The sequence below is a fragment of the Lysobacter sp. Root494 genome, from assembly GCF_001427225.1.
Taxonomy (GTDB): domain Bacteria; phylum Pseudomonadota; class Gammaproteobacteria; order Xanthomonadales; family Xanthomonadaceae; genus Agrilutibacter.
The window spans coordinates 547,370-571,686 of record NZ_LMFH01000001.1 but is presented as its reverse complement, the minus strand read 5'-3'; the positions used below and the strand labels follow the sequence as shown (position 1 = coordinate 571,686).

The following is a 24,317-nucleotide window of genomic DNA, read 5'->3' as shown; positions in this document are numbered from 1 at the left end:
CGACGGGAATCGCAGGGCCTTCAATTCGATACTGCTGCGCTTCGTGCGGATGCAGAACTGCTGCACGTCCCCAGCCACGCCTTGATCCAGTCACGGACCAGCGCGACCCCTTCCGCATGCACGGTCGTCCGGCCGACCTCCGGCATCATCGCGCCGGGGTCCAGACTGCTCATGCGATACACCAGGATCGAGTCGTCCGGTTGTCCCGGCACCACGTCGAACATGTGATCGCCAGTGCCCTGCCCCGCGGCCACCGGCGGCTTGCATTCGCCAAGACGGATCGGATCGCGCGTGGCGGCATCGAGCCACAGGCCGGATGTGTCGGCTGGCCCCTTTGCGCTATGGCAGTGGCCGCAATTGATGTCGAGATACGCGCGTGCGCGGGCATCGAGAGCTTCGTTCGCATCGTCGAAGCGCGCATTGCGCGGGACGCCATTTAACGGCAAACCTTCAAGCCGGCCTGTCGCGGCCATGCGCGTCAGCTGGTTCTCGCCGGGATGCCATGGATCATCCCGATTGAGATGACGGGCGCGCGGGCCGATCGGCTCGATCAACCGCGACGTATTGTCGGTGGCATGGCAACCGGCGCACTGGTTCTCGTCGGGAACCATGTAGTCGATCTGCAGGACAATCCCGCGAGCCTTGGGCTCATGCAGGGCGAGTGGAACGATATCGCCCCCACGCGCCAGGACGGCTTCGGTCTGCTCTTCGTTCCACACGTAGGGGAACGCGACCCAGCCCTCCTTTCGGCGCACCAGCAACCGGGTTTCGATCATGCGCATCTTGGCCAGGTCGAGGCCATCGCGACTTTCGTCCTTCTGTTCCGCGATCCGCAGCACGGCGTTTTTCGCGCCATCTGTCGCACGCGGGTAGTAGAAGGTCTTGCTGATGATGGTGCCAACGGGAAACTGGAACGCGGCATCGCCGCTGTACTTCGCCCGGGCCCCAGGCGGCAGCCACAGGGTGCGCAGCTTGTGCGCGTAATCGCTGAACAGCGCGGTGTTGAGCGCGTACGGCTCGACGCCCGCGTTGAGGCGGAGGCGTTTTCCGTCGGCCATCACGACATGCCAGTCGCTGAGTTTTTCGGGCTGGCCCTGTGCATGGAAGGAGACGGGAGGATCGCCCGCACGACTGCATGCGCCGGCGAACAACGTCGTGATGAGCAGCAGCGTCCACTTCATGCAGAAGGCGTCGCCTTGACCGTCGAAGCCACGCCCGGCAGCACGATCGCTGGCAGACCCGGCAAGGCGCAGTTGATCGTGTTGGCGTCCATCAGAGCCGGATTCTTGTACTTGTTGGGCCCGTCGGCATTGAGCACTCCGGAAGCACCCTGCACGCAGATTTGCGGGCCCTGCGCACGCTTGGCGTTCGCGTACCCATCCCACAGCACGTCCGGCAAGCGGCCACGCAAGCCGAACATGGCGACCTTCAGTGCCTTCAGATCCAGGCCGTCCGGCGACTCGCCGCCGCCCTTGAAGCGGTTGCCATGTACGTACACCTCTTCGGGATACGGGTCGTAATCCTTGGAGATGCCGTACTTGTTCATATAGCCGGTGGACCAGTAGCTGGAGATGATCACGTTCGCCGTCTGGTTGCCGCCGATGTCATTGTCGAAGATCTCCACCTTGTCGGCAGAATTGAGCACCACGCCGGAGCCGGCCGGTACGCTCGCCACGGCTGCGCCCTTGCGGGCGAAATTGTCGGTGTTGTTGTCGACCACCTGGTTGCGGAAAACGCGCGTACTGTGACCGCGGCGTGGCAGGTTGGGCATGTCGAACACCAGGATGCCGCCGGTGTTGTGCGTGGCGACATTCTCGTAGACATCAGCGTTCTTGCTGTTTTCGATCTCGATGCCGGCGACGTTGTTTTCCACGCGGTTGCGCCGGACGATGATGTTGTCGGACTGCCCGACGTACAACCCGGCGTCGGACGCGCCGATCACCATGCAGTCCTCGATCAGCACGTTCTTCGTCTGAACCGGGTACAGGCCATAGGCGCCGTTGTCGACATGCGGCCCGCGCGTCCATTCCACGCGCACGCCGCGGATGACGATGTTCTCGCCTTCGTTGACCTTCAGGCCGTCGCCCTTGCTGTCCTCGATGGCGAGGTTCTCGATGGTGAAGTTGCCGGCATTGACCAGCAGGCCCTCGGCGCCGGCCTTCTGGCCCTTGAAGCTGAGAATGGTCCTGTCCTTGCCGGCGCCGCGTAGCGTTACGCCATCCACACGCAGGTTGAGGCTCCGGTCGAACGCGTAGGTACCGGCGGGAATGTCGATCACATCGCCGGGCTTCGCATCGAGCAGTCGCTCGATCAAAACCTTCTGGTAGTCGCGGTCAGCGATGCGGGAGGTTTCTTCCTGCCGTTGGCAGCCGGTCAGGGCGGCGGCTACCGCCATGCACATCACGATTCGCTTCATTCGCGGTATCCCCGAGTGGTCACGGGAGTCTGGGACGAGGCCCGGCCTCCCGTGGAGGGCAAACGCGGCATACTCCGGGGGGCAAAACGGACAAGGTACGGCGGGGTATGCAGGAACCTGACGGCGCTGTCCTCGACAGCGGGGACGCGCGACTGAATGTCGCCAACATCAAGAGCACGATCGTTGCCGGGCTCGTGGCGCTTGCGCGCGAGCGCGGCATTGCGAGCGAATCCTGGTTCGCCGGCCTGCGCCTGGGACCGGCGCAATTTTCCGTCGAAGGCTTGCCTTATCTGTCGTACCGGCAGGCGGCCCAGGTCATTCGTCGCGCGTTGCGCAGCCTGCCTGGGCACGGGCATGGCCTCACGCTGGGGGAAAGGCAGGACATCGGCAGCTTTGGCCTGCTGGGCCTGGCGATGCTCACCGCCCCCGACTTCGACCGCGCGCTGCGACTGGGTGTCCACTACGCCCCGATTACCGGTGCGATGGTGCAGCTGGCGCTGGAGGACGTGCGCGGGGGGATCGCCGTGATCGCCCGCACGCGCGACAGCGCAGATCGCGAGCTCGAGGCTTTCCTGTGCGAGGAATTGTTCGTCAGCTCGCTGCATCTGTGTCGCGGACTGCTCGGCCCGGGATTCCGCCCGCGCTGCGTCGAACTCGCTTATCCAGCCCCGACCTATGCAGACGATTACATCGCGGCGTTCGATTGCGAGGTGGCGTTCGGCTGCGATCGCAACCGCGTGCTCATCGATGCGGCATGGCTCACATCGCCCATGCCAGCGCACAACCCGGTAAGCGCGCAGCAGGTGCTGGCGCTGTGCGATGCGCAGATGCCGGGAGACAGTGCCACCAGCGAGATCGTGGCCATCGTCGAACGCCTGCTGTTGTCACGACTGGCCGACAATCCGCGGCTGGTGGACATCGCCGCCGACCTGCACATGACCGAGCGGACCCTGCGCCGCCAGTTGCAGGCGGCGCAGACCAGCTTCACCGCGCTGCATGACCGCATTCGCAGCGAATCCGCGCGACGCCTGCTGGTCGAGTCGCGCCTGGGCATCGCGCAGATCGGCCTGGCCGTGGGATTCCGCGATGCGCGTGAATTCCGGCGCGCGTTCAAGCGATGGTCAGGAGTCACTCCGCACAGCCTGCGTGCCTAGTCGCGTACGCAAGGGCGTCCCGCGCTCAGTCGAGCACCATGATCGCGTCGACCTCGAACTGCACTCCGCGCGGCAGCGCCGACACCTGCACTGTCGAGCGCGCCGGGAACGGTGTGTTGAAGTATTCGGCCATCACCGCGTTGACCTTGGCGAAGTCGGCCAGGTTGGTGAGGAACAGGCCGGCGCGCACGATCTGGTCGAGCGAACCGCCCGCGGCTTCGCACACTGCGCGGAGGTTCTCGAAGGCGCGGCGCGCCTGCGCTTCGATGTCGCCTTCGACGACCAGGCCGGTATTCGGATCCAGCGGAATCTGGCCCGACAGGTAAACGGTGTCGCCGACGCGCACGGCTTGCGAATAGGGGCCGATGGCGGCGGGCGCGCGGTCGGTGTGGACGATGTCGCGGGACATGGAATTCTCCGGTCGGAAGCTGCGCAAAGCTTACCGGAGCTAGCTCCCGGAAGCCGCTCTCTCAGATCCGCTGCACGCCGAGCACGACCTTGAGCCGGTGTACGCGTCGCATCACTTCGGCCAGGTGCTTGCGATCACGCACTTCGATCTGGAAGCGGATCGCGGAGATGTTCGTGTCGCGTTCCATGTATTCGAGGCGATCGATGTTCGACTCGGCTTCGGCGATCGCGGCCGCGACCTGGGCCAGCGCGCCGGGCCGGTTGTCGAGTTCGATGCGCATCGCGGTGGGGAAATCGCCGCTGACTTCGCGATCCCAGCCGATCGACACCCAACGATCCGGTGACTTGCGGTAGTCGGCGACATTCGGGCAATCCAGCCGGTGCACGACGATGCCCTTGCCGGTGGTGTGATACCCCATGATCTCGTCACCCGGAATCGGCAGGCAGCACTGGGCGAAGCTGATCACGCCGCGTTCGGCACCCGTGATCAGGATCTTGTCCTCGCTGCGCGGCATTGGCGCGGCGGCGACCTTGCGCGTCTTCTTTTCCGAAGCCTCGCGCACCAGCGCCTGCGCGACCTGCTGTGGCATTCGGTTGCCGAGTGCGATGTCGGCGAGCAGCGCTTCAAGACGCGGGTAACGGTGTTCGGCGAGGAAGGCATCGACACGCTTCGACGGCACGCGTTCCAGCGAGGTCGACTGCGCCTCTAGCGCGCGATCGAGCATGCGATGACCGAGCGAAACCGCGTCCTCGTGCTCCAGCTGCTTGAGCTGCTGGCGGATCGAGGTGCGGGCCTTGCCGGACACCACGAATTCGAGCCACTGCGGCTTCGGCGCGGACGACTTCGCAGTGATGATTTCGACGCGCTGGCCGCTCGCAAGCTTGCTGCGCAACGGCACCAGCTTGCCGTCCACGCGCGCGGCGACGGCATGGTTACCGACGTCGGTATGTACCGCGTAGGCGAAGTCGAGCGTGGTGGCGTTGCGCGGCAGCGACAGGATGTCGCCCTTCGGCGTGAACAGGTAGACCTCGTCGGGAAAGAGGTCGACCTTGACGTTTTCGAGGAATTCCAGCGACGAGCCGGTGGCGCGCTGCGATTCGACCAGGCTGGTGATCCAGCCCTGCGCGCGACTCTGCGCGCTCGACGGCATGTCGCGGCCGCCGTGCTTGTACGACCAGTGCGCGGCGATGCCGCGTTCGGCGATCAGGTCCATGTCTTCAGTGCGGATCTGCACTTCGATCGGCGAGCCGTAGGGACCAAACAGCACCGTGTGCAGCGACTGGTAACCGTTGGCCTTGGGAATCGCGATGAAGTCGCGGAAGCGCGCATCCAGTGGTTTGTACGCGGCGTGCACGACACCCAGCGCGTGATAGCAATCGGCGACCGTGCCTACCACTATCCGGAAGCCGAATACGTCCATCACCTGGGTGAAGCTTTTGTGCTCCGAACGCATCTTCGTATAGATGCTCCAGGGCGACTTCACCCGGCTGATCAGGCGATGCTGGAGCTTCTCCTTCGCCAGCTTCTGCGCGAGCTGCGCCTCGATCTGCACCATCGCTTCGCGCCGCATTACCGGCTGGGTGCGGATGCGTTTTTCCAGCACGGCATGGCGCCATGGATGCAACGCGCGAAAGCCGAGGTCCTGCAGCTCGGCCTTGATCAGGTTCATGCCCAGGCGCTGCGCGATGGGGGCGTAGATCTCCAGCGTCTCGGTGGCGATGCGGCGACGCGCTTCATCGCTCTGGGCACCGAGCGTGCGCATGTTGTGCAGGCGGTCTGCGAGCTTGATCAGGATCACGCGCAGGTCGCGCGACATCGCCAGCAGCATCTTGCGGAAGCTTTCCGCGTTGGCTTCCTGGCGATCGCGGAACTGCAGCTTGTCGAGCTTGGTGACGCCATCGACCAGTTCGGTGACGGTGGCGCCAAATTCGGTGGTGATCGAATCGGGAGTGAGCGGGGTGTCTTCCAGCGTGTCGTGCAGGATTGCGGCAACCAGGGTTTCCACATCGAGTCCCTGGTCCGCGAGCACCTTCGCCACCGCGACCGGGTGGGTGATGTAGGGCTCGCCCGACTTGCGGTTCTGCCCCGCGTGCGCGGCGGCGCCGATGCTCCAGGCCCGGTGCAGTTGCTCGCGCTGCGCCAGCGGCAGGTAATGCGCGGCCCGGTCCAGCTCACGCACGTAGTCCGGCAGGTCCGCTTCGCTGGAAGCGGGCGTAGTCGGGGTCAATGCGGGCGTAGCGGACGTCATGGCCTGAATCTAAGGGCGCGCCGGGGAAGGCGCAATGGAAGTCCGCTGAATACAGGGCCTGGAGTACACGGCCTGGAATACACAGCGTGGATCAATGATCCAAAAACAGACGACCCCGCCGAAGCGGGGCCGTCGAACAACCGGTGGCGACGTCGCTGCTGCGATCAGTCGTCGCCCTTGGACATGTCGTCGTCGGCGACCACTTCGGCGGCGGCCCATTCCAGCGCCTCGCGTTCCTTGCGCTCGCGCTCGGCCTTCTCAACGGCGTCGATGTAGCCGGTGTCGATGCGGCGCGCGGCGATTTCACGCAGCGCCAGCACGGTCGGCTTGTCCTGGGCTTCGCTGTTGTCGATAAGCGGCTCGACGCCGTTGGCCAGCTGGCGCGCACGCTTGGCGGCCATCATGACGAGTTCGAAGCGGTTATCGACCACTTCCAGGCAATCTTCTACGGTGATGCGGGCCATGGGACTCCCGGGCGGCCGAGCGGCCGTCCATCAGGCTTTGAGGGGGCGTGGATTGTAGGCGGCGGGCCGGCCCGAAAGCAAGCCTTGCCTTGCAAATCAGTCAGTTACGCTTGAAAGACCCGCCGGCACGGACCACAACTGGGACAGTAGCGCGCTGTCTGCACATGGCGGCACCCGGGACCTCGATCGCGCGACAGCGCGCGCTACAAACGCCTAGTCCACCAGCAACTGGGTGATCAGGCGCTGGTGGCGGGCGACCTGGGCTTCGCGCCGCAGCCGGCTGGCAACGAAGATCGCGCACATTTCGTCGACGGCCGTATTGAAGTGCTCGTTGACGATCACGTAGTCGAATTCGATGTAGTGCGACATCTCCTCGCGCGCGGCATCCAGCCGCTGGCGGATCACTTCCTCGCTGTCCTGCGCGCGCACGCGCATGCGCTGCTCGAGCGCCTCACGCGACGGCGGCAGGATGAACACGCTCACCGAGTCCGGAACCTGCTTGCGCACCTGCCGTGCGCCCTGCCAGTCGATTTCCAGCAGCACGTCCTTGCCCGAAGCGAGCTGCGGCTCCACCGATTGCCGCGCGGTGCCCTTCCAGTCGCCGTGCACGAGTGCGTGCTCGAAGAAGTCGCCGGCTTCGACCATCGCCTCGAATTCCGCGGCACTCACGAAGTGGTAGTGCTCGGCATGGCGCTCGCCCGGCCGCGGCTGGCGCGAGGTGAACGAGATCGACAGGCAGATGTTCGGATCACGGGCCAGCACGGCGTTGACGATGCTGGATTTGCCGGCACCCGAAGGCGCCGCGACGATGTAGAGGGTTCCGCGCATGGGCTGACGTCGGCCTATTCGATGTTCTGGATCTGCTCGCGGACCTGGTCGATGAGCACCTTCAGTTCCACGGCAGCGGCGGAACTGCGCGCATCGACGGACTTGGAGCCCAGGGTGTTGGCTTCGCGATTGAACTCCTGCAGCAGGAAGTCGAGGCGGCGGCCCACCGCCTCCTTCAGCTTCAGCACACGCCGCGCTTCGCTGACGTGCGATTCGAGGCGATCGAGTTCCTCTTCGACATCGAGCTTTTGCAGCCACAGCACGAGTTCCTGCTCCAGGCGCCCCGGTTCGATCGGCTGCGAGAGTTCGGACAGGCGGGTTTCCAGCTTCAGGCGCTGGCCGGTGCGGATCGTTGGCATCAGCGCGCGCACTTCCGTCGCGATGCGCGCGATGGCGTCGACGCGCTCGATGATCACGGTCGCGAGCTTGCCACCCTCGCGTTCGCGCGACGCGACGAATTCGTCCAGCACTTCATCGAGCAAGACCAGCGCCTGTTCCTGCAGCGCCGCCGCATCGGTGGTTTGCGCCTGCAATACGCCGGGGAACTGCAGCAACTGGGTGAAATCGGTATGCAGGCCCGGGAAACGCGCGGCCATGTCGATGGCCAGCTCGCTCAGTTCGCGCAGGCGCGTCGGGTCGAGTTGCAGTCCGTTGGTGCCTTCCGGCGACCGCAGGCGCAGGGTGAGATCGAGCTTGCCCCGGGCGATGCGGCTGGCGATGCGTTCGCGAAGCATGGGTTCGAGCGAACGCAGTTCGTCGTGAAGACGGACGCCGACTTCGAGGAAGCGGTGATTGACCGAGCGCAGTTCGCAGCCGAGCGTGCCCCAGGGCGTGGCGCGTTCGCCACTGGCGAAGGCGGTCATGCTGCGGATCATGCGGCGCTCCGGAGGTTTCGGGCGCGCAGTATGCCACCGACGGGCGGCATGCCTGAACGAGTGCGGGAGCGGCGAATCCGCACTGCTAAACTGCGTGCAATGAATACCCCCCTGATCCGCCCCAGTGGCCGCGCCGCCGACCAGTTGCGCGAAGTGCGCATCGAACGCGGCTTCACCCGCCACGCCGAAGGTTCCGTGCTCGTCAGCTTCGGCGACACCCGGGTGCTGTGCACCGCCAGCGTCGATGACAAGGTGCCCGGCTTCCTGCGCGGCAAGGGCGAGGGCTGGGTGACTGCCGAATACGGCATGCTCCCGCGCTCCACCAACACCCGCAACGATCGCGAAGCCGCGCGCGGCAAGCAGGGCGGGCGCACGCTGGAGATCCAGCGCCTGATCGGCCGCGCGCTGCGCGCCTGCGTCGATCGCAAGGCGCTGGGCGAACGCACCATCACCCTCGACTGTGATGTGCTGCAGGCCGATGGCGGCACGCGCACCGCGGCGATCACCGGTGCTTACGTCGCACTCGTCGACGCCATGCGCTGGATGCAGGCCAAGCGGATGATCAACACCCATCCCGTGGTCGGCGCCGTCGCGGCAGTGTCGGTCGGCGTGTATCGCGGCGTGCCGGTGCTGGATCTCGATTACGCCGAAGACAGCAACTGCGACACCGACATGAACGTTGTGATGAACGACGGCGGCGGCTTCATCGAACTGCAGGGCACGGCCGAAGGCCATGCCTTCCGGCGCGACGAACTGACCGAACTCCTCGGTCTCGCGGAAGCCGGCGTCGCCGCGCTGATCGCCAAACAGCGCGAGGCGCTGACGCTCTGAGCCCTGTTCACGTGGGCTGGCCCGGATCGCGGCAGGATCGCATCCGGCGCCGTGCTTCACCTTCATCTGCCACGATTGCCTGCCGATTGTCTGCAGGCAGCAATCACGGCGTGCCACCGTCCAAGGAATTCCATGACGCAACACCTCGCAAACATCGCCCTCGTCGTCGCCGATTACGACGAAGCCATCGCCTGGTATACGCAGGTACTCGGCTTCACCCTGCTGCAGGACATCGACATGGGCGATGGCAAGCGCTGGGTGCGGGTTGCGCCACCCGGCTCGAACGGCGGCACCGCACTGCTGCTCGCGCAGGCCAACACCGAGGCACAGCGCACGCGCATCGGCGACCAGGTCGGCGGCCGAGTCGGCTTCTTCCTGCACACCGATGACTTCGCCCGCGACCACGCCGCGATGAGCGAACGCGGCGTGCGTTTCGCCGAAGAACCGCGCCATGAGCCGTACGGCACCGTGGCGGTGTTCGTCGACCTGTACGGCAATCGCTGGGATCTGGTCGAACTGAAATGAAGCTGGTCGTCGCGAGCAGCAACGCCGGCAAGCTGGCGGAATTCCGCGACTTGCTGGGCGAAGCCGGATACGAATTCGTCACCCAGGGTGAACTCGACGTCAGCGACGCGGAGGAAACCGGACTGACCTTCGTCGAGAACGCGCTGCTCAAGGCGCGCCATGCCGCGCGGATTACCGGCCTGCCGGCGCTCGCCGACGATTCGGGGCTGTGCGTCGATGCGCTCGGTGGTGCACCCGGCCTGTATTCGGCGCGCTATGCCGGTGAGCACGGCAACGCGCAGGCCAATATCGCCAGGCTGCTCGGAGCGATGAAGGACGTGCCGCGCGCACACCGCACCGCGCACTTCATCGCGGTGATCGTGCTGCTGCGGCACGCCGAGGATCCGCAGCCTGTCATCGCCGAAGGCCGCTGGTCGGGGCTGATCCTCGATGCGCCGCGCGGCGATCGCGGCTTCGGTTATGACCCGGTGTTCCTCGATCCGGAAAACAATCTCTCGGCCGCCGAATTCGATCCTGCGATCAAGAACCGCCTCAGCCATCGGGGCCGCGCACTGGCGATGCTGCGGCAGAAACTCGCCGACACGGCGCTGTAGGCCATGTTCGCCGTGATCTGGGAATACGAAGTGCACGCCGGACGCGAAGGCGAGTTCGCCGCGCTGTACGGCGGCGAAGGCGCATGGGTGGCGTTGTTCCGCGAATATGCCGGTTACATCAACACCGAATTGCTGCGCGACGCCACGCAGCCGCAGCGATTCGTCACCATCGACCGCTGGACCTCGCAGACCGTGTACGACGCCTTCCTCGTAGCCGCGAAACCAGGTTACGCCGACATCGATGCGCTCGGCGATGCCCTTACCGTCGACGAGCGCTGCGTCGGCCGCTTCGAAGCCGCATGACCACGCTCACGCCGCCACCTTTGTCGCTCTACGTGCACCTGCCCTGGTGCGTGCGGAAGTGCCCGTACTGCGACTTCAACTCGCACGAAGGCCGCGGTGCATTGCCGTTCGACGCTTACGTGGATGCGTTGCTCGCCGACCTCGACTACGACCTGCCGCTGGTCTGGGGCCGCACCGTGCAGACGGTGTTCTTCGGTGGTGGAACGCCGAGCCTGTTCCCGCCCGAATACATCGACCGCTTCCTGCAGGGCGCGAGCAGTCGCCTGCGCTTCGCGCCGGGTTGCGAGATCACCCTGGAAACCAATCCCGGCACCGCCGAGCACGGCCGTTTCGAGCTGTATCGCAACGCCGGCGTGAACCGGCTCAGCTTCGGCATCCAGAGTTTCGACGACGGTTGCCTGCAGCGGCTCGGACGCATCCACGACAGCGGCGAAGCCGAGTCCGCCGTGAAGCTCGCGCAGGACGCCGGCTTCGACAACATCAACCTCGACCTCATGTACGCGCTGCCGGAACAGACGCTGGCGATGGCCGAACGCGACCTCGAACGGGCCTTCGCCCTGCAACCCGCGCACATCAGCCATTACCAGCTGACGCTCGAGCCGAACACGATCTTCGCTGCGAAGCCACCGCGGGGCATTCCCGACGATGACGCCAGCTGGGACATGCAGGAGCATTGCCAGGCGCTGCTCGCCGCGAACGGTTACGCGCAGTACGAAGTCAGTGCGTACGCGCAACCCGGCCGGCAATGCGCGCACAACCTCAATTACTGGCGCTACGGCGATTACCTCGGCATCGGCGCGGGCGCGCACGGGAAGCTCACGCTGGGCCACGACGAAAGCATCCTGCGCCGCTGGAAGCACAAGCATCCGGCGGCCTATCTCGCCAATGCCGGCAAGGCCGAAGGCCTCGGCGGCGACGACCGCATCGAACCGGAGCGCCGGGCGTTCGAATTCATGCTCAATGCGCTGCGGCTGGCCGGCGGTTTCGACCTGAAGCTGTTCAGTGCACGCACCGGGCTCGCGCTCGACACCATCGCAACGCAGTTGCAGCAGGCAGAAAGCAAGGGCTGGCTCGCGATCGAGGACGGCCACGCTCAGCCCACCGATGCCGGTCGCCGCTTCAACAACGACCTGGTCTCGCTGTTTCTCTGACAGCGTTCTGTCCGGACGCTGGCCTGAGTCCGCGCGGTTCGCCGTTGGGTAGTTGGGGCCCCGCTGGCAGTCAAGCCATACCGTGATTAAGATCGCGGTCTCCACACCGGGGGTCCGGGAAAGGACGCATGTCGGTGACCTACGAACACTCAGTCCTGCACCCCACCCTCGCTTCAGCGCAGCTGCCGCGCCGCGTGCGCCGTGCACTGGAGCAGGTCTACAACCTCGTCGCCGATGAAATGGCGCATGCGCTGGAGCGGATGCTGGCGGAATTCGAGCAACAACAGTTCCGCCACGCCGACCAGGCGGCCAGTCCCGGATTGCAGCAGGCGCACTTCGACACCCTGCGTTTACTGCGCCAGAACCGTGCCGACCTGATTCCGGAATACCTCGGCGGGCTCGAAGCCGCGCTTGCCGGCATCCGCGATCCTTCACCCGCGGCGGACATGGCGCCGCGGCGCCTGACCTTCAACGACCTGCGCCTGATCGAGGATCACGAGCTCGACGAGGGCAGCGTGCTGCGCGCAATCGCGTCGCGCCATGAATCGCGGACGAGCCTGCCGCTCCATCTGCTCGGGCAGCGCTTCGGCGTTCTCGCGGGCGCGCCGGCCTACGAGGCCGAACGCCTGCCGATCGGCCCGCAGCGCCTGAGCAACATCTTCGCCAAGGCCAGCCGCGTGCTGCAGATCGACCTGCAGCCGCGACTTGAACTGTTCCACTGCTTCGATCATTACGCGCTGAACGGTTACGCGCAGCTGGTCGAAGCGGTCAATGCCACGCTGGCGCGCGAGAACATCCTGCCGCACCTGGCGTACGTGCCGGTGCGCATCCGGCCGACCCTGGCGTCCGAACTCAGCGGGGAAGCCGGCCGCGAACGCCGCGAGCGCGCGCGGACACAGGCAAGTCGCGGCGAACAGCCCTACACCGGCTGGTTCGGCGGCGAGGAAAGCGAGCACGAGGGCTCGGAGGACTTCACGCTATTGCAGGAAATGCTGGCGTCGCGGCGGGACCTGCTGAGCAAGCTCACGCCGGGCAATAACGAAGCGGCCTCACGCTCGCAGTTGAGCACCGATGACGTCATGCAGGCACTCGCGCGGATGCAAAACAGCGCGCGTGAGCCCGTGGCCGATGCGACCGAGCACCCGCCGCGCAGCGTGCAGGAAGTGCGCCAGGCACTACTCTCCCAGGGCGGGAAAACGCACGGGCGCACCGCGTCGTTGTCGCGCGACGACAACGACGCCTTCGAACTGCTTGCCATCCTGCTGTCGGAGATCCAGCGCGACCTGCGCCAGGACGCACCTGGCAACCGCCTCGTGCATCGCCTGATGGTGCCGTTGCTGCGACTCGTGCTGAAGGACCGCGGTTTCTTCGTCCAGCAGAGCCATCCGGCCCGGCAGCTGCTCAACGCGGTGGCCGAATCCAGTGCCACGTGGGTATCGGAAGACGAGGTCGATCCGCATCTCAACGATCAGCTCTCCCACGCAGTGGACGATGTCGTATCCCACTACGAAGGCGACCCCGGTGTCTTCGAAGCCGCGAACCAGCGCGTGCAACACCATCTCCAGTCCATGGCGCGCCGCGCGGAAGTCGCAGAACGCCGCCATGTCGACGCCGCGAGGGGCAAGGAAAAACTCGAACTGGCCAAGCGCCGTGCCGGCGAAGTGATTGCCGAGGCGTCGCAGGGCCACAAGCTGCCGCGCTTCGTCCAGACGCTGCTCGCCAACTCGTGGGCCGACGTGCTCACCCTGGTGCAGTTGCGCAACGGCGAGGACTCCGACGAATGGCCGCAACATGTCGAGATGACGTCGGCGATCGTGAGCGCGACTTCGCTCAACCATCCGGCATCCGCGCCCGCCGATCTCGCGGCGCACATTGAACATGCATTGACCCTGGTCGGTTACCACGCCAGCGAAGCGACCGACATCGCGCGGCGGCTCACCGCCCATGCCGACGATGACGAGAACGATCCGGCGTCGCGCACGGAACTTGCCATGCGGCTGAAGGCCCGCGGCCGGCTCGGCCAGGATGCCTCGCCGCCAAAGCCCCACCTTGCACCACGCGACGAACGCGAACAGGCGGCCTACGAGATGCTGCGTTCGTTGCCGTTCGGCGCATGGTTCGAATTCGTCCTGAACCAGCAGGGCGACGTGAGGCGCCAGCGTCTGTCCTGGTACAGCCCGATGACCGATCACGCGTTGTTCGTGAACCAGCGGGGGCAGCGGGTCGGGGAACAATCGCTCGACAGCCTCGCCCGCGCGGTCGCCAGTGGACAGGCGCGCATCGTCACTGCGGACCACAGCAGCCTGGTCGATCGCGCCTGGCATAGCGCACTGGGTGCGCTGCGCGGATTCGTGGGCGGCAAGGAAAGCACGGGAGAGCCGCAGGCATGAAGGAGTTCCGCCGCAGTCGCCGCCGCCAGCTTGCGGAAACCGTCCAGGTCACCGACACCATGACCGACATGGTGGTCGGCCATATCGGCAACATATCGGAGACCGGCATGCTGGTGATGTCGAACGCGCCGCTGGTCGCGGACGCGCTCTATCAGCTGCGCTTCGGGCTTCCCGATGGCCCGGTGCGGCTGCCGTTCGAAGTCGGCGCGCATCTGCTGTGGCGCGACCAGGCCAGCGCGCCGGGCCAGGCATGGACCGGCTTCCGCTTCATCACTATGAGCGACGAGCAGATGGAACAGCTGCGGCGCTGGATCGACGCGCCTGGCAGCCAGTACGCCTGAAGGCTCTCCGACAGGATCGGCACAACCTGCCGCCTCCCGCGCCGCGCCTGTTCTGCACGCGCGCGCGAACACGTCCGTTCTAGAATGCGCCGATCCCACACGGTTGACCGCGATGAGTTCGATCAGCAAGAGCGCCCTGGCTGCACTGTATCCGCAACACCTCGAGATCCTGCAGCAGCGCACTGCCGAAGCGCTGCAGCGCGGCGGCTTCGATCACCTGGTCGTTCCCAGTGGCACGCTGCACTATCAATTCTTCGACGATCGCGACTATCCGTACGCGGTGAACCCGCAGTTCAAGCACTGGGCGCCGCTGATCCGCAATCCCGGCAGCTGGCTGGTGGTCACGCCGGGCCGGCGCCCGACGCTCATCTACCTGCAGCCGTTCGACTACTGGCACGTCGTGCCCGAGGAACCGAACGGATACTGGACCGAACACTTCGACATCGTGGTGATCCGCACGCCGGATGAAGCGCAGCAACACCTTCCGGGCGACGTCGCGCGCTGCGCGATCCTGGGCGAACCGCAGAGCGGTATCGGCGAGTTCGCGCCAAATAATCCTCCGACCGTCATCTCGTATCTCGAATATCACCGCGCCTTCAAGACGCCGTACGAAATCGCGCTGATGCGCGAAGCGTCGCGGATCGGCGCGCGTGCGCACCGCGCCGCGGAACGCGCGTTCCGTGGCGGCGCCAGCGAGTTCGGCATCCACCTGGTGTATTGCCAGGCGGCGCTGCAGGACGCCAACGATCTTCCTTACGGCAACATCGTGGCGCTAAATGAACACGGCGCAGTACTGCACTACATGAACCGTGACCGCCTGCCGCCGAAGGAAACGCGCAGCTTCCTGATCGACGCCGGCGCCAGCTTCAACGGTTACGCCAGCGACATCACCCGCACCTATGCCTTCAACCGCAACGGCGAGTTCCAGGCGCTGATCAATGCCGTCGACAACGCGCAGCAGGCGATGTGCGCGCAGGTGCGCGCGGGCTTCGATTACAGGCAGCTGCACCTCGACGCGCACCTGGCAATCGCGCGCATCCTCCACGACTTCCGGCTGATCAATGTCACGCCGGAAGTCGCGGTGGAAACCGGCGTGAGCAGTGCGTTCTTCCCGCACGGCATCGGCCACGGCATCGGCTTGCAGGTGCATGACGTTGCCGGCTTCGCCGAAAGCGATCGTGGCGGCACGCTTCCCAAGCCGGCCGGACATCCCTACCTGCGCCTGACCCGCGTGCTCGAACCCGGCATGGCAGTCACCATTGAACCGGGCCTCTACTTCATCGACATGCTGCTCGAGGAACTCAAGGACAAGGGACTGGGCCCGAGCGTCAACTGGGACCGTGTCGCCGCGTTCAAGCCCTTCGGCGGAATCCGCATCGAGGACGACGTGGTCTGCACCGACGGCGATCCGATCAATCTCACGCGTGAGCAATTCGCGGCGGTCTGATCCCGGGCGCACAAAAAAGCCGTCGGTGCTGCCGGCGGCTTTTTTTATTCAGTGCTGCAAATCGAAACAATCACTCGCGATCTGCGGGCAGATCTTCCGTTTCCGCCGGCATGTCTTCGTCACCGGCTTCGTCGTCGAGCGCGGCGCGCTGGGCACGTTCCTGCTCGAGCATTAGCAAGTACTCCTCGAGCGATTTCCCGGCCGCTTCGGCTTCACGCGTGGCGACGGTTTCCATCGCCGGCGAATAGGTCAGCTTGACCGCGTGCCCGGCCCGCTCCTGCAACGCGACGATGTGGCGGAGCACCGCCAGCGTCATCGCCGCGCTCTGCGTACGCGCAACCACCTGGCTGCCCGGCACGGTGAGCCATTCGCCATCGCGCCAGCCGGCGCCACCGACGGTGTTGCCGTCGGCAAGTTCGAGCTGTGCATGCGGCTGGATCGGCGAACCGAGGCGGCGGATCGGGCGCTTGGGTTGCTTTTTCTTGCGCGCGTCGCGGCGGGCTTTGGAGTTTCGTGACATGGCAGCGGCTCGTCGTGGGGCGCACATCCTAGCGGCTCCGGGTTCCCCGGGCTTGCCGCCCGAGTCGGTCATCGCGCCGATGCGGCCACTGCGCGATCATGGCCGCCCTTTTGCTCCCGTTGCGCCTTGATGAATCCGCTTTCGATCCTGCTCATCGGTCTGGCCATGTCGACCGACGCCTTCGCTGCCGCCGTGGGCAAGGGTGCGGCCATGACGCGCCCGCGCCTGCCACAGGCACTCCGGGCGGGGCTTATTTTCGGCGTGGTCGAAGCGATCACGCCGGTGATCGGCTGGTTGCTGGGCAGTGCGGCGTCGCGCTTCATCGAAACGTGGGATCACTGGCTCGCCTTCGGCCTGCTCGTGGCCTTGGGGCTGCACATGATTCACCAGGCGTTGCAGCCTGCAGACGCTGACGCGATCGAAGCCGGCGATGGAAACGCCAGCGTGTTCAAGCTCGCCCTCGCCGGGCTGGCCACCAGCATCGATGCGATGGCGGTCGGCGTGGGCCTCGCCTTCGCCGACGTGCACATCGCGGTCGTCGCGATCGTGATCGGCCTGTGCACCTTCACCATGGTGACACTCGGCATCATGTTGGGCCGCGCGCTCGGCGTGGTCATCGGCAAGCGCGCGGAAATCGCCGGCGGCGTGATCCTGATCGTGGTCGGCAGCGTGATCCTGTACGAACACCTGAGCGGCGCTGCCTGATCGATCCGGCTTCAGCGCCTGTACGAGGTCGAGATCGACCACGGAGCGACATGCCCTATCCCAGCTGAACGCACCCGTCACGCGCCCGGAATTCTCAGAAAGGATTAAGCGCCGCGGTCGCTAACTGCCCACAGCGACAGTTGGGTCGCACCCGCAGGTGGGAAGCAATGAAGACGATGAAGAGGCTGCTGCCGGGCACACGCGTCCTGGGCAGCGCAATGGCCGTGGTGATGGCGCTCGGAACGGCGAGCCCCGCGTTTGCCCGCGAGCACGACCGCAAGACCGAACAGGAGCACCAGGACGAGGGCCGCGCCAAGGCGCGCAAGGCCCGCGACGAAACACAACGCGCCGCACCCGAGCGTCGCAACGAGAGCTTCGCGCCGGCCCGTCCCGACGCCCGCGCAATGCAGGTTCGCGAGCGCGAGGATGTGCAGGCGCGAAACGCCGAGCGCCAGCAACAACAGCGTGCGCAGATCGATCGCGCCAGGAACGAAAGCGAAGCCGCGCAGGCGCGTGCCTCGGAGCAGCGCCACGCGGCCATGCAGCGCGCATCCGAACAGCGCGCGCAGCGGGAGCGCATGCGCGAAGCCGCGCGCGAGCGCCAGGTTCGCGGCGATCGCGAACGCAGCGAACAGGCATGGCGCGAGAACCAGCAGCGTCGCGTGATCGAACAGCGCCAAATGGCCCGCCACGAAGACGAGCGTCGCGATCTCGACCGCAACCGCGATCGCAGCAACGCGATGGAAGCGGTGCAACGCCGCGCTCGCGAACAGCAGGCCGACGCGCGCCGCGAACAGGCACGCCGTTTCGATGACCGGCGTCGCAACGAGCTTCGCGATGATGATCGGCGCGAGCAAGCCCGTGTCGAGCAGGCCCGCGAAAATCGCGCGCGCCTCTCCGAGCAGGAGCGCCAGCGCCGCATCGCGATCCAGCAACGGCGTGCCGAGCAATACCGGCGCGAAACCGCCGCACGCCGGTCGGCGGAGCATCAGCGCATCCTTGCCCTGCAGCACGATCGCCGCATGCGCCAGTACCAGTACCAGCAGCATTACTGGCAGCGCCAGCGCGAACTGCAGCAGCGCTGGTACTCGCGCAACTACAGCTACTACAACGATCCGTACTACTACACGCCGGCGAGCTATCGCTATCTGCGCGGCGGCCGCTATTACGAAGTGAACCGCTACGCGGCGGACCTGCTGCGCCAGGCCGTCCAGCAGGGTTACGAGCAGGGCTACCGCGCCGGTGAAGCCGACCGTTACGACGGCTGGCGCAACGATTACCGCAACAACTTTGCCTACATGGACGCGAATTACGGTTACTACGGCTATTACGTAAACCAGGGCGAATACAACTACTACTTCCGCCAGGGCTTCCAGCGCGGTTACGAAGACGGTTACGGACGCGGCTACCGCTATGGCCGCTACGACGACGGCAGCTACGTGATCCTCGCTTCGGTGCTGCAGGCGATCCTCAACCTGCGTCCGTACTGAAGCAGCGCACTGCCAAGTACGCATTGATCGCATCGCCCGGCATCCGCCGGGCGTTTTCTTTTCGTCCAGGCGGCGGGCCCCGCCAGACGAATGCATTTCCGGGGCGCGAACGCGGCGGCTATCCTTGCCGTCCACGCGGCGCATCGCGCCGCACACTTCCTCCGCAGAGACTTCGCCCGATGAACTTGCGCCTGACTTCACTGCTTCTCGCTTTGCTGACTCTGGCCGCCTGCTCGCAACAACAGGCTCCCGAAGCCGCAGCTCCCGCCGCTGCGCCAGCTGCCACGACCCCGACGCCGGCTCCTGCCAGCACCGCCGCTGCCGCGCCAGCCACGGAGGCCGCACCCGCCACTGCTCCAGTAACTGCAGAACCCGAGGCCCCCAACAACAATCCGATCGTCCCGCCGCAAGGCCCCGCCCCGGTCGCGGGTACCGACTACGAGGAAATCGCCGGTGGCCAGCCGTACCAGCCGCTCGACGGCAAGATCGAGGTGGTGGAAGTGTTCGGTTACGTGTGCCCCGCCTGCGCCAGCTTCCATCCGGTCGTGAGCGACTGGGAAAAGAAGCTGCCGGCCGACGTGCGCTTCACCTACGTGCCGGCGCCGTTCGGCCCGGAATGGAATCCGTACGCCAAGAGCTACTACGTCGCCGAGTCGATGGGGCTGGTCAAGCGCACGCATGACGCACTCATCAACGCGATCCACGTGACCCACGCCATGCCCGGCGAAGGCGACAAGCCCGACGAGCAGAAGATCGCGAACTTCTACGCCGGCTATGGGGCGAATGCCGCGCAATTCCTTGCCGCGATGAACAGCTTCGCGGTCGCCTCGAAGGTGAATCGTGGCAAGCAGTTCATGATGCGCAGCGGGGTCTCCAGCACGCCCACGCTCGTGATCGACGGCAAGTACCGCGTCACCGGCGGCAAGGGCTGGGAGGACAAGGTTCGCATCGCCGATCACCTGATCGCGATGGAACGCGCGAAGGCTACGACCGGCGGCTGATCGCGCAGGAGCTCGCGCACCGTCGACGGGCGCGAGCTTTCATGGGCGAGCCGTGGCATGGGCGGCGAATTTCATTCCGGCATAGCGCAGGCCATGCCGGAATATGACCGGAACGCAATACACACCGCGTTCGCTGAAGTGCCTGCCACGGAGCGCCGCCATGACCGACCATGTCTACAAGTCCCTCGAACTGACCGGCTCGTCGAAGACCAGCAGCGACGACGCCATCCGCACTGCCATCGAGCGCGCTTCCGTTTCGATGCGCAACATCCGGTGGTTCGAAGTCCTCTCCACGCGCGGCCATGTCGAGAACGCCAAGGTCGCCTACTGGCAGGTGACGCTGAAGGTGGGATTCACTCTCGACGAGTGACCCTGCGCGAACGTGCTCTGGTCAGCCCTGCGGCGCGACCTGCGACATCAGCGCCAACGGGCGCCCTTCGTTGTCCTTGAAGAACGCCATCCACTCTTCCGTGCCGTCGGCATGGGTGTGGATGCGGTGCGGGGCGTGGGTGAACTCGACGCCGCGCGCGGAAAGCGCGCCATGCGCGATGCGGATATCGTCGACGCGGAAGTAGAGGATCGAATCCGCCGCAGCTCCTTCGCCTTCCGACAGGAACAGGCGCAAACCACCGCAATCGAAGAACGCGAGATTGCCGAACGAATACAGGTGATGGAGTCCCAGCGTGTCCGCGTACCACGAACGCGCGGCGGCGATGTCCTTCACGGTGCGCGATATCTGCCCGATCGGGCCCAGGGTGATGTCGTTGTTCATGGCGGGAGCCTTTCTGTGCAGGGCGCTGTCGCGGCGGACGCCATTCCACACGCGCAGTTCGCCGCGGTTGGACAGCCCGAGCTTCTGCAGTGCGTTGGCGACGTGGTACTTCACCGCATCGACGCTCACGTCCTGGCGTCGGGCGATCTCGGGATTGGTCATTCCGTGACGAACGCCTTCGAGCACGCGCCATTCGGCCGGCGTGAGCAGGTCGTCGGAACGGGGGCGGCCGCGTGGTTTCGTCACGCGCGCACCTTACCGCCGGCAGGGCCGAATTTCCCTACCCGGAGCAGTACGCGCGAAGCACCACCGATTGCAGCGGTGTGCCCGCTGCAATCGAGCCGATGTTGCGAGAAAGAACCTGTCAGCCCAAGGGATTCGCCGGACAACCCGGCGCGCTTGGCCTGCTTCCACCACCCCACTGCTTCCTGGGGCAACCACCCAACACGAACACACACACCGCTGCCAAGGTCAGCGCCTGGAATGCACGTTTCATGTCCTCTGCCTTTCGCCCACGTCCGTGGGCACGGATCCACCCGGAGGGAGATGTAATCCGCAAGACAGTGATACGGACGTGATGCGAATGCCGCATTGCGGACAGTCGTAAGCGTGATGCCGACGAACGTTTCGCTGCTGCGTTGCCTTCACTTTTTCTTCAGGGCCGAAGCGCTGCGTGCTTGCATCGCAGCGCGCAGGTCCGCTCAGCGTTGAGGTACGCGCCGCACGAATACGGCGCGTCAGATCAGCTCACTTCGCCAGCTCACTTCGCCGGCGCGTTGGGCAATGGCGCATCCGGTGCCGGCACCAGGGTGATGTCGACCACGCCACCCGGGTTGTGGCTGCGGATCTGGAAGCTGCCGGCATCGAGCGCGACGATGTCGGTCGGATAGGCCACGCCTTCTTCCGTCATCACCAGCTTGCCGTCGTCGTAGCTCCACTTCCCATACATCGGCGTACCGTGCGGCGAATCGATCACGAGCGTGCCGTCGGCAAGAAACGCGTACGTGCTGCCGGGCTCGCCTGCAGTAGACGATTGCACGCGCCAGACCTTGCCTGCGAACTCGGGCTTGGCAGCTTCCGCCGCATCGCCTGCGGGCGCGGGCGCAGGCGCAGGCGCAGGTGAAGCCGTGGGCTCAGCCGCAGCAGGCGAAGTCGCGGAAGGTGCGGATTCCGTCGCCAGTTCTGTCGTTGAAGGCGCGGGCTTGCACGCAGACAACACAACCATCGAAGCCACCAGTATCAGCTTGCGCATGACATGTCCTTTCGCTACGGGGAGGGCGAAGCATACGACGATGTTTCCGTGCACATCCCGTCATGGATGAGGGCGCCCCAGAGCCCGTGCTAGGCTCATTTCACGACCACGCGCACAGGCTGAAAAAGCCACGCATGCATGGGGAGCGTTGCGCAGATCCGGTCGGGCATGCCAAAGGGAGAGTCATCGATGAAGATTCAAATCGCGGCAGGCGCCGCGATCCTGTTCGTTGCGGGCATTGGCGCCGGCTATTCCGCGAAGATGCAACCTTCGTCCGCGATGTATCGCGGCAAGGACGCAAAGGAAGCCGCGCAGGGACTATTGCAGGCCGCACTGGTGCAGGCCGGAAAGAATGGCAGCTGGGAACGCATCGGCGCCGGCCGCGTGTATTACCTCGGCGGCTTCAAGGCCGAAGGCCAGGCGATCTTCGATGCGGTGCTGTCCGGCAAACCGGAAGACAGCGACATCTACCGCATCGCGCGCATCTACGAAGAAGCGGGCGAGTGGGACAAGGCCAGGCCGCTGTTCGACCGCTACCTCGCCGCGAATCCGGGAGAAGGCAAGGACTTCGCCGAAGTCGGCAGTTATTACCTGCTCCGCGGCGATCGCGCGACAGCGGAAAAGCTGTTCGATCGCGCGTTCGAGATCGAGCGTGACGATCCCTGGACCACCGAACGCATCGCCGGCGCCTACCTGGGCGTGCAGCCGATGAAGTAACGGCGCGGCTAACGAGCCACGTCGCAAAGGGCTGGCCTGCGAAGGCCGGCCCTTTTCATTTTCCAAACCCGCAACGGCACCGGGGCGTCATCGACTCACACCGGCAACGCCGTCGTCTTCTTCACCGTGCGCAGCGCCAGCGTCGACTGCACGCGGACCACGCCGGGCAGCTGGGTCAGGATCTCGGTGTGGATGCGCTCGAAGTCGGCCGAGTCCGCGTACGCCACCCGCACCATGTAGTCGGCGGTGCCGGCGAGCAGGCAGCACTCGGTCACTTCCGGATGGCGCTGGATCTCGGCTTCGAACGCATCCAGCGCCGCGCGCCCCTGCTGGTCCAGCGTGACCAGCACGAAGGCCGTGCCCGGCAGCCCCGCCGCCTTCTCGTCGAGCAGCATCACGTAGCGCGAAATCAGGCCGCGCTCCTCGAGCAGCTTGACCCGGCGCAGACAGGCCGAGGGCGATAAGTTGATCCGCTGCGCCAGCTCCATGTTGGTCAGGCGTCCGTCCTGCTGGAGCAGGCGGAGGATGGCGCGGTCGCGATCGTCGATGGCCGGATCCAAGAGTCGCATTTTGTTCTGTCATTGGCTTGAAACGCGAACAACAATGCGACATTCAGCCCTTCACATCAACAAAATTCGCGCCAAAGTGCGCAATCCCTCAACCATACTGCCCCACCGAACAACGTCGGGAAGCCGACGCCAACCATCCGGGGAGAACCAGCAATGCGTATCGGCGTACCGAAGGAAATCAAGATCCACGAGTACCGCGTCGGCCTGGTGCCGTCGTCCGTGCTCGAACTCGTGCACCACGGCCATGAAGTGCTGGTCCAGACCGGCGCCGGCCTCGGCGCGGGCCTGACCGACGCCGACTACGTCGCTGCCGGCGCGAAGATGGTCGACAGTGCCGACCAGATCTTCGCCGAGGCCGACATGGTCGTGAAGGTGAAGGAACCCCAGGCCGAGGAGCGCAGGAAGCTGCGCCAGGGCCAGATCCTCTTCACCTACCTGCACCTCGCCCCCGACGCGCCGCAGACGCGCGACCTGATCGATTCGGGCGCCATCTGCATTGCGTACGAAACCGTCACGGCGCCGAACGGCTCGCTGCCGCTGCTCACCCCGATGTCCGAAGTCGCCGGCCGCCTCGCCCCGCAGGTCGGTGCGCACGCGCTGGAGAAGGCCCAGGGCGGCCGCGGCGTCCTCCTGGGCGGCGTTCCCGGCGTACCGGCTGCCGAAGTCGTGATCCTCGGCGGCGGCGTGTCCGGCACGCATGCAGCCACGATTGCCGTGGGCATGGGTGCGCAGGTCACGGTCGTCGACCGTTCGGCCGATGCACTCAAGCGCCTGGCTGCGCAGTTCGGCACGTCGATCTCGACCGTGTTCTCCACCCGCTCGGCGATCGAGGAACTCGTCCGCCGCGCCGACCTGCTGATCGGCACCGTGCTGGTCCCGGGCGCCGCCGCGCCGAAGCTGGTGACCCACGACATGGTGCGCACGATGAAGCCGGGCTCGGTGATCGTCGACGTCGCCATCGACCAGGGCGGCTGCGTGGAAACCTCGCACGCCACCACGCATGCCGACCCGACGTACGTCGTCGATGGCGTCGTGCACTACTGCGTGGCGAACATGCCGGGCGCGGTTGCGCGCACGTCCACCTTCGCGCTCAACAGCGTCACCCTGCCCTTCACCCTCGCGCTGGCCAACAACGGCTGGAAGAAGGCGCTGGCGCAGGACGTGCACCTGCGCAACGGCCTCAATGTGTCGGAAGGCCAGATCACCTGCGAACCCGTCGCGCAGGCGCACAACCTGCCGTACGTGCCGGCGGAGAAGGCGATCGGGCTGTAAGCCAACACACGCGGCTACAGCGCAACACGAAAGGGACGAAGCCA

The 24,317-nt window shown here is 65.8% G+C and carries 26 protein-coding genes; 15 read left to right on the top strand and 11 right to left on the bottom strand.

Annotated elements, in window-relative coordinates; all coding sequences use genetic code 11:
- Positions 1-20: 20 nt before the first annotated feature.
- Both ASD14_RS02415 and ASD14_RS02410 read right to left on the bottom strand, forming a co-directional pair.
- The gene (locus ASD14_RS02415) at positions 21-1,181 is read right to left on the bottom strand and encodes an SO2930 family diheme c-type cytochrome (RefSeq protein WP_056128288.1); all 1,161 of its coding nucleotides are present in this window, start codon (positions 1,179-1,181) and stop codon (positions 21-23) included.
- The gene (locus ASD14_RS02410) at positions 1,178-2,416 is read right to left on the bottom strand and encodes a parallel beta-helix domain-containing protein (RefSeq protein WP_056128285.1); all 1,239 of its coding nucleotides are present in this window, start codon (positions 2,414-2,416) and stop codon (positions 1,178-1,180) included. The genes ASD14_RS02415 and ASD14_RS02410 overlap by 4 nt, the downstream gene beginning before the upstream one ends.
- A 107-nt stretch (positions 2,417-2,523) precedes the next feature.
- Here ASD14_RS02410 and ASD14_RS02405 point away from each other — a divergent pair, with 107 nt between their 5' ends.
- Positions 2,524-3,570 carry an AraC family transcriptional regulator gene (locus tag ASD14_RS02405; protein ID WP_056128282.1) on the top strand — a complete coding sequence of 349 codons (1,047 nt, stop codon included), beginning with the start codon at positions 2,524-2,526 and terminating at the stop codon, positions 3,568-3,570.
- Positions 3,571-3,595: 25 nt separating this feature from the next.
- On the opposite strand, the gene ASD14_RS02400 is transcribed toward ASD14_RS02405, so the two are convergent.
- The 5 genes from ASD14_RS02400 to ASD14_RS02380 all read right to left on the bottom strand — a co-directional run bounded on the left by ASD14_RS02400 (position 3,596) and on the right by ASD14_RS02380 (position 8,394).
- Positions 3,596-3,979 carry a RidA family protein gene (locus tag ASD14_RS02400; RefSeq protein WP_056128278.1) on the bottom strand — a complete coding sequence of 128 codons (384 nt, stop codon included), beginning with the start codon at positions 3,977-3,979 and terminating at the stop codon, positions 3,596-3,598.
- A gap of 61 nt (positions 3,980-4,040) precedes the next feature.
- On the bottom strand, positions 4,041-6,227 hold the full coding sequence (locus tag ASD14_RS02395; RefSeq protein WP_056128275.1) for a bifunctional (p)ppGpp synthetase/guanosine-3',5'-bis(diphosphate) 3'-pyrophosphohydrolase: 2,187 nt from the start codon (positions 6,225-6,227) through the stop codon (positions 4,041-4,043).
- 164 nt (positions 6,228-6,391) lie between these two features.
- Positions 6,392-6,691: a DNA-directed RNA polymerase subunit omega gene (gene rpoZ, locus ASD14_RS02390; protein WP_056128273.1), complete on the bottom strand. Its 300-nt coding sequence runs from the start codon at positions 6,689-6,691 to the stop codon at positions 6,392-6,394.
- A 213-nt stretch (positions 6,692-6,904) separates the two neighbouring features.
- Positions 6,905-7,519 (bottom strand): guanylate kinase, encoded by a 615-nt coding sequence (gene gmk / locus ASD14_RS02385; protein ID WP_056128270.1) that lies wholly within the window; start codon positions 7,517-7,519, stop codon positions 6,905-6,907.
- Between the two features lie 14 nt (positions 7,520-7,533).
- Positions 7,534-8,394, bottom strand: a complete 861-nt coding sequence (locus ASD14_RS02380) for a YicC/YloC family endoribonuclease (RefSeq protein ID WP_056128267.1) — start codon at positions 8,392-8,394, stop codon at positions 7,534-7,536.
- A gap of 99 nt (positions 8,395-8,493) precedes the next feature.
- On the opposite strand from ASD14_RS02380, the gene rph reads away from it, so the two are divergent.
- From rph to pepQ, 8 genes are all read left to right on the top strand, one after another.
- The gene (rph, locus tag ASD14_RS02375; protein ID WP_056128264.1) at positions 8,494-9,225 is read left to right on the top strand and encodes a ribonuclease PH; all 732 of its coding nucleotides are present in this window, start codon (positions 8,494-8,496) and stop codon (positions 9,223-9,225) included.
- A gap of 132 nt (positions 9,226-9,357) precedes the next feature.
- Positions 9,358-9,750: a VOC family protein gene (locus tag ASD14_RS02370; protein ID WP_056128262.1), complete on the top strand. Its 393-nt coding sequence runs from the start codon at positions 9,358-9,360 to the stop codon at positions 9,748-9,750.
- Positions 9,747-10,343 (top strand): RdgB/HAM1 family non-canonical purine NTP pyrophosphatase, encoded by a 597-nt coding sequence (gene rdgB, locus ASD14_RS02365; protein ID WP_056128259.1) that lies wholly within the window; start codon positions 9,747-9,749, stop codon positions 10,341-10,343. Before ASD14_RS02370 ends, rdgB begins: the two co-directional genes overlap by 4 nt.
- Before the next feature lie 3 nt (positions 10,344-10,346).
- Complete coding sequence (locus ASD14_RS02360; protein ID WP_056128257.1) at positions 10,347-10,646, top strand: antibiotic biosynthesis monooxygenase; 300 nt, start codon at positions 10,347-10,349, stop codon at positions 10,644-10,646.
- Complete coding sequence (gene hemW, locus ASD14_RS02355) at positions 10,643-11,797, top strand: radical SAM family heme chaperone HemW (protein WP_056128254.1); 1,155 nt, start codon at positions 10,643-10,645, stop codon at positions 11,795-11,797. The genes ASD14_RS02360 and hemW overlap by 4 nt, the downstream gene beginning before the upstream one ends.
- Positions 11,798-11,925: 128 nt before the next feature.
- Positions 11,926-14,187, top strand: coding sequence for a DUF1631 family protein (locus ASD14_RS02350; RefSeq protein ID WP_056128251.1), 2,262 nt, complete (start codon positions 11,926-11,928; stop codon positions 14,185-14,187).
- Positions 14,184-14,528 (top strand): PilZ domain-containing protein, encoded by a 345-nt coding sequence (locus ASD14_RS02345; protein WP_056128248.1) that lies wholly within the window; start codon positions 14,184-14,186, stop codon positions 14,526-14,528. Before ASD14_RS02350 ends, ASD14_RS02345 begins: the two co-directional genes overlap by 4 nt.
- Positions 14,529-14,640: 112 nt before the next feature.
- Complete coding sequence (gene pepQ, locus ASD14_RS02340) at positions 14,641-15,975, top strand: Xaa-Pro dipeptidase (protein ID WP_056128245.1); 1,335 nt, start codon at positions 14,641-14,643, stop codon at positions 15,973-15,975.
- Between the two features lie 70 nt (positions 15,976-16,045).
- Here the strand turns inward: pepQ and ASD14_RS02335 are convergent, their stop codons facing one another.
- A complete protein-coding gene (locus tag ASD14_RS02335) occupies positions 16,046-16,495 on the bottom strand; it encodes a hypothetical protein (RefSeq protein WP_056128243.1) in 450 nt (149 codons plus the stop codon).
- Positions 16,496-16,624: 129 nt separating this feature from the next.
- Between ASD14_RS02335 and ASD14_RS02330 the strand changes: the two genes are divergently transcribed.
- The 4 genes from ASD14_RS02330 (at position 16,625) to ASD14_RS02310 (ending at position 20,061) form a co-directional block, all read left to right on the top strand.
- Complete coding sequence (locus ASD14_RS02330) at positions 16,625-17,200, top strand: manganese efflux pump MntP family protein (RefSeq protein WP_056128239.1); 576 nt, start codon at positions 16,625-16,627, stop codon at positions 17,198-17,200.
- Between the two features lie 167 nt (positions 17,201-17,367).
- Positions 17,368-18,690 (top strand): hypothetical protein, encoded by a 1,323-nt coding sequence (locus ASD14_RS15875; protein WP_157474972.1) that lies wholly within the window; start codon positions 17,368-17,370, stop codon positions 18,688-18,690.
- 179 nt (positions 18,691-18,869) lie between these two features.
- Positions 18,870-19,691, top strand: a complete 822-nt coding sequence (locus ASD14_RS02315; RefSeq protein WP_056128230.1) for a thiol:disulfide interchange protein DsbA/DsbL — start codon at positions 18,870-18,872, stop codon at positions 19,689-19,691.
- A gap of 160 nt (positions 19,692-19,851) precedes the next feature.
- A complete protein-coding gene (locus ASD14_RS02310; protein ID WP_056128901.1) occupies positions 19,852-20,061 on the top strand; it encodes a dodecin in 210 nt (69 codons plus the stop codon).
- 21 nt (positions 20,062-20,082) lie between these two features.
- Here the strand turns inward: ASD14_RS02310 and ASD14_RS02305 are convergent, their stop codons facing one another.
- Both ASD14_RS02305 and ASD14_RS02300 read right to left on the bottom strand, forming a co-directional pair.
- On the bottom strand, positions 20,083-20,709 hold the full coding sequence (locus ASD14_RS02305; RefSeq protein ID WP_056128228.1) for a LuxR C-terminal-related transcriptional regulator: 627 nt from the start codon (positions 20,707-20,709) through the stop codon (positions 20,083-20,085).
- Between the two features lie 514 nt (positions 20,710-21,223).
- Positions 21,224-21,715, bottom strand: coding sequence for a hypothetical protein (locus ASD14_RS02300; RefSeq protein WP_056128223.1), 492 nt, complete (start codon positions 21,713-21,715; stop codon positions 21,224-21,226).
- Positions 21,716-21,904: 189 nt separating this feature from the next.
- Here ASD14_RS02300 and ASD14_RS02295 point away from each other — a divergent pair, with 189 nt between their 5' ends.
- Positions 21,905-22,432, top strand: a complete 528-nt coding sequence (locus ASD14_RS02295; RefSeq protein ID WP_056128220.1) for a tetratricopeptide repeat protein — start codon at positions 21,905-21,907, stop codon at positions 22,430-22,432.
- A gap of 95 nt (positions 22,433-22,527) precedes the next feature.
- Here ASD14_RS02295 and ASD14_RS02290 read toward each other — a convergent pair whose 3' ends face one another.
- Positions 22,528-23,001: an Lrp/AsnC family transcriptional regulator gene (locus ASD14_RS02290; protein WP_056128217.1), complete on the bottom strand. Its 474-nt coding sequence runs from the start codon at positions 22,999-23,001 to the stop codon at positions 22,528-22,530.
- Positions 23,002-23,154: 153 nt separating this feature from the next.
- Here ASD14_RS02290 and ald point away from each other — a divergent pair, with 153 nt between their 5' ends.
- Positions 23,155-24,273: an alanine dehydrogenase gene (ald, locus tag ASD14_RS02285; RefSeq protein WP_056128213.1), complete on the top strand. Its 1,119-nt coding sequence runs from the start codon at positions 23,155-23,157 to the stop codon at positions 24,271-24,273.
- Positions 24,274-24,317: the final 44 nt, after the last annotated feature.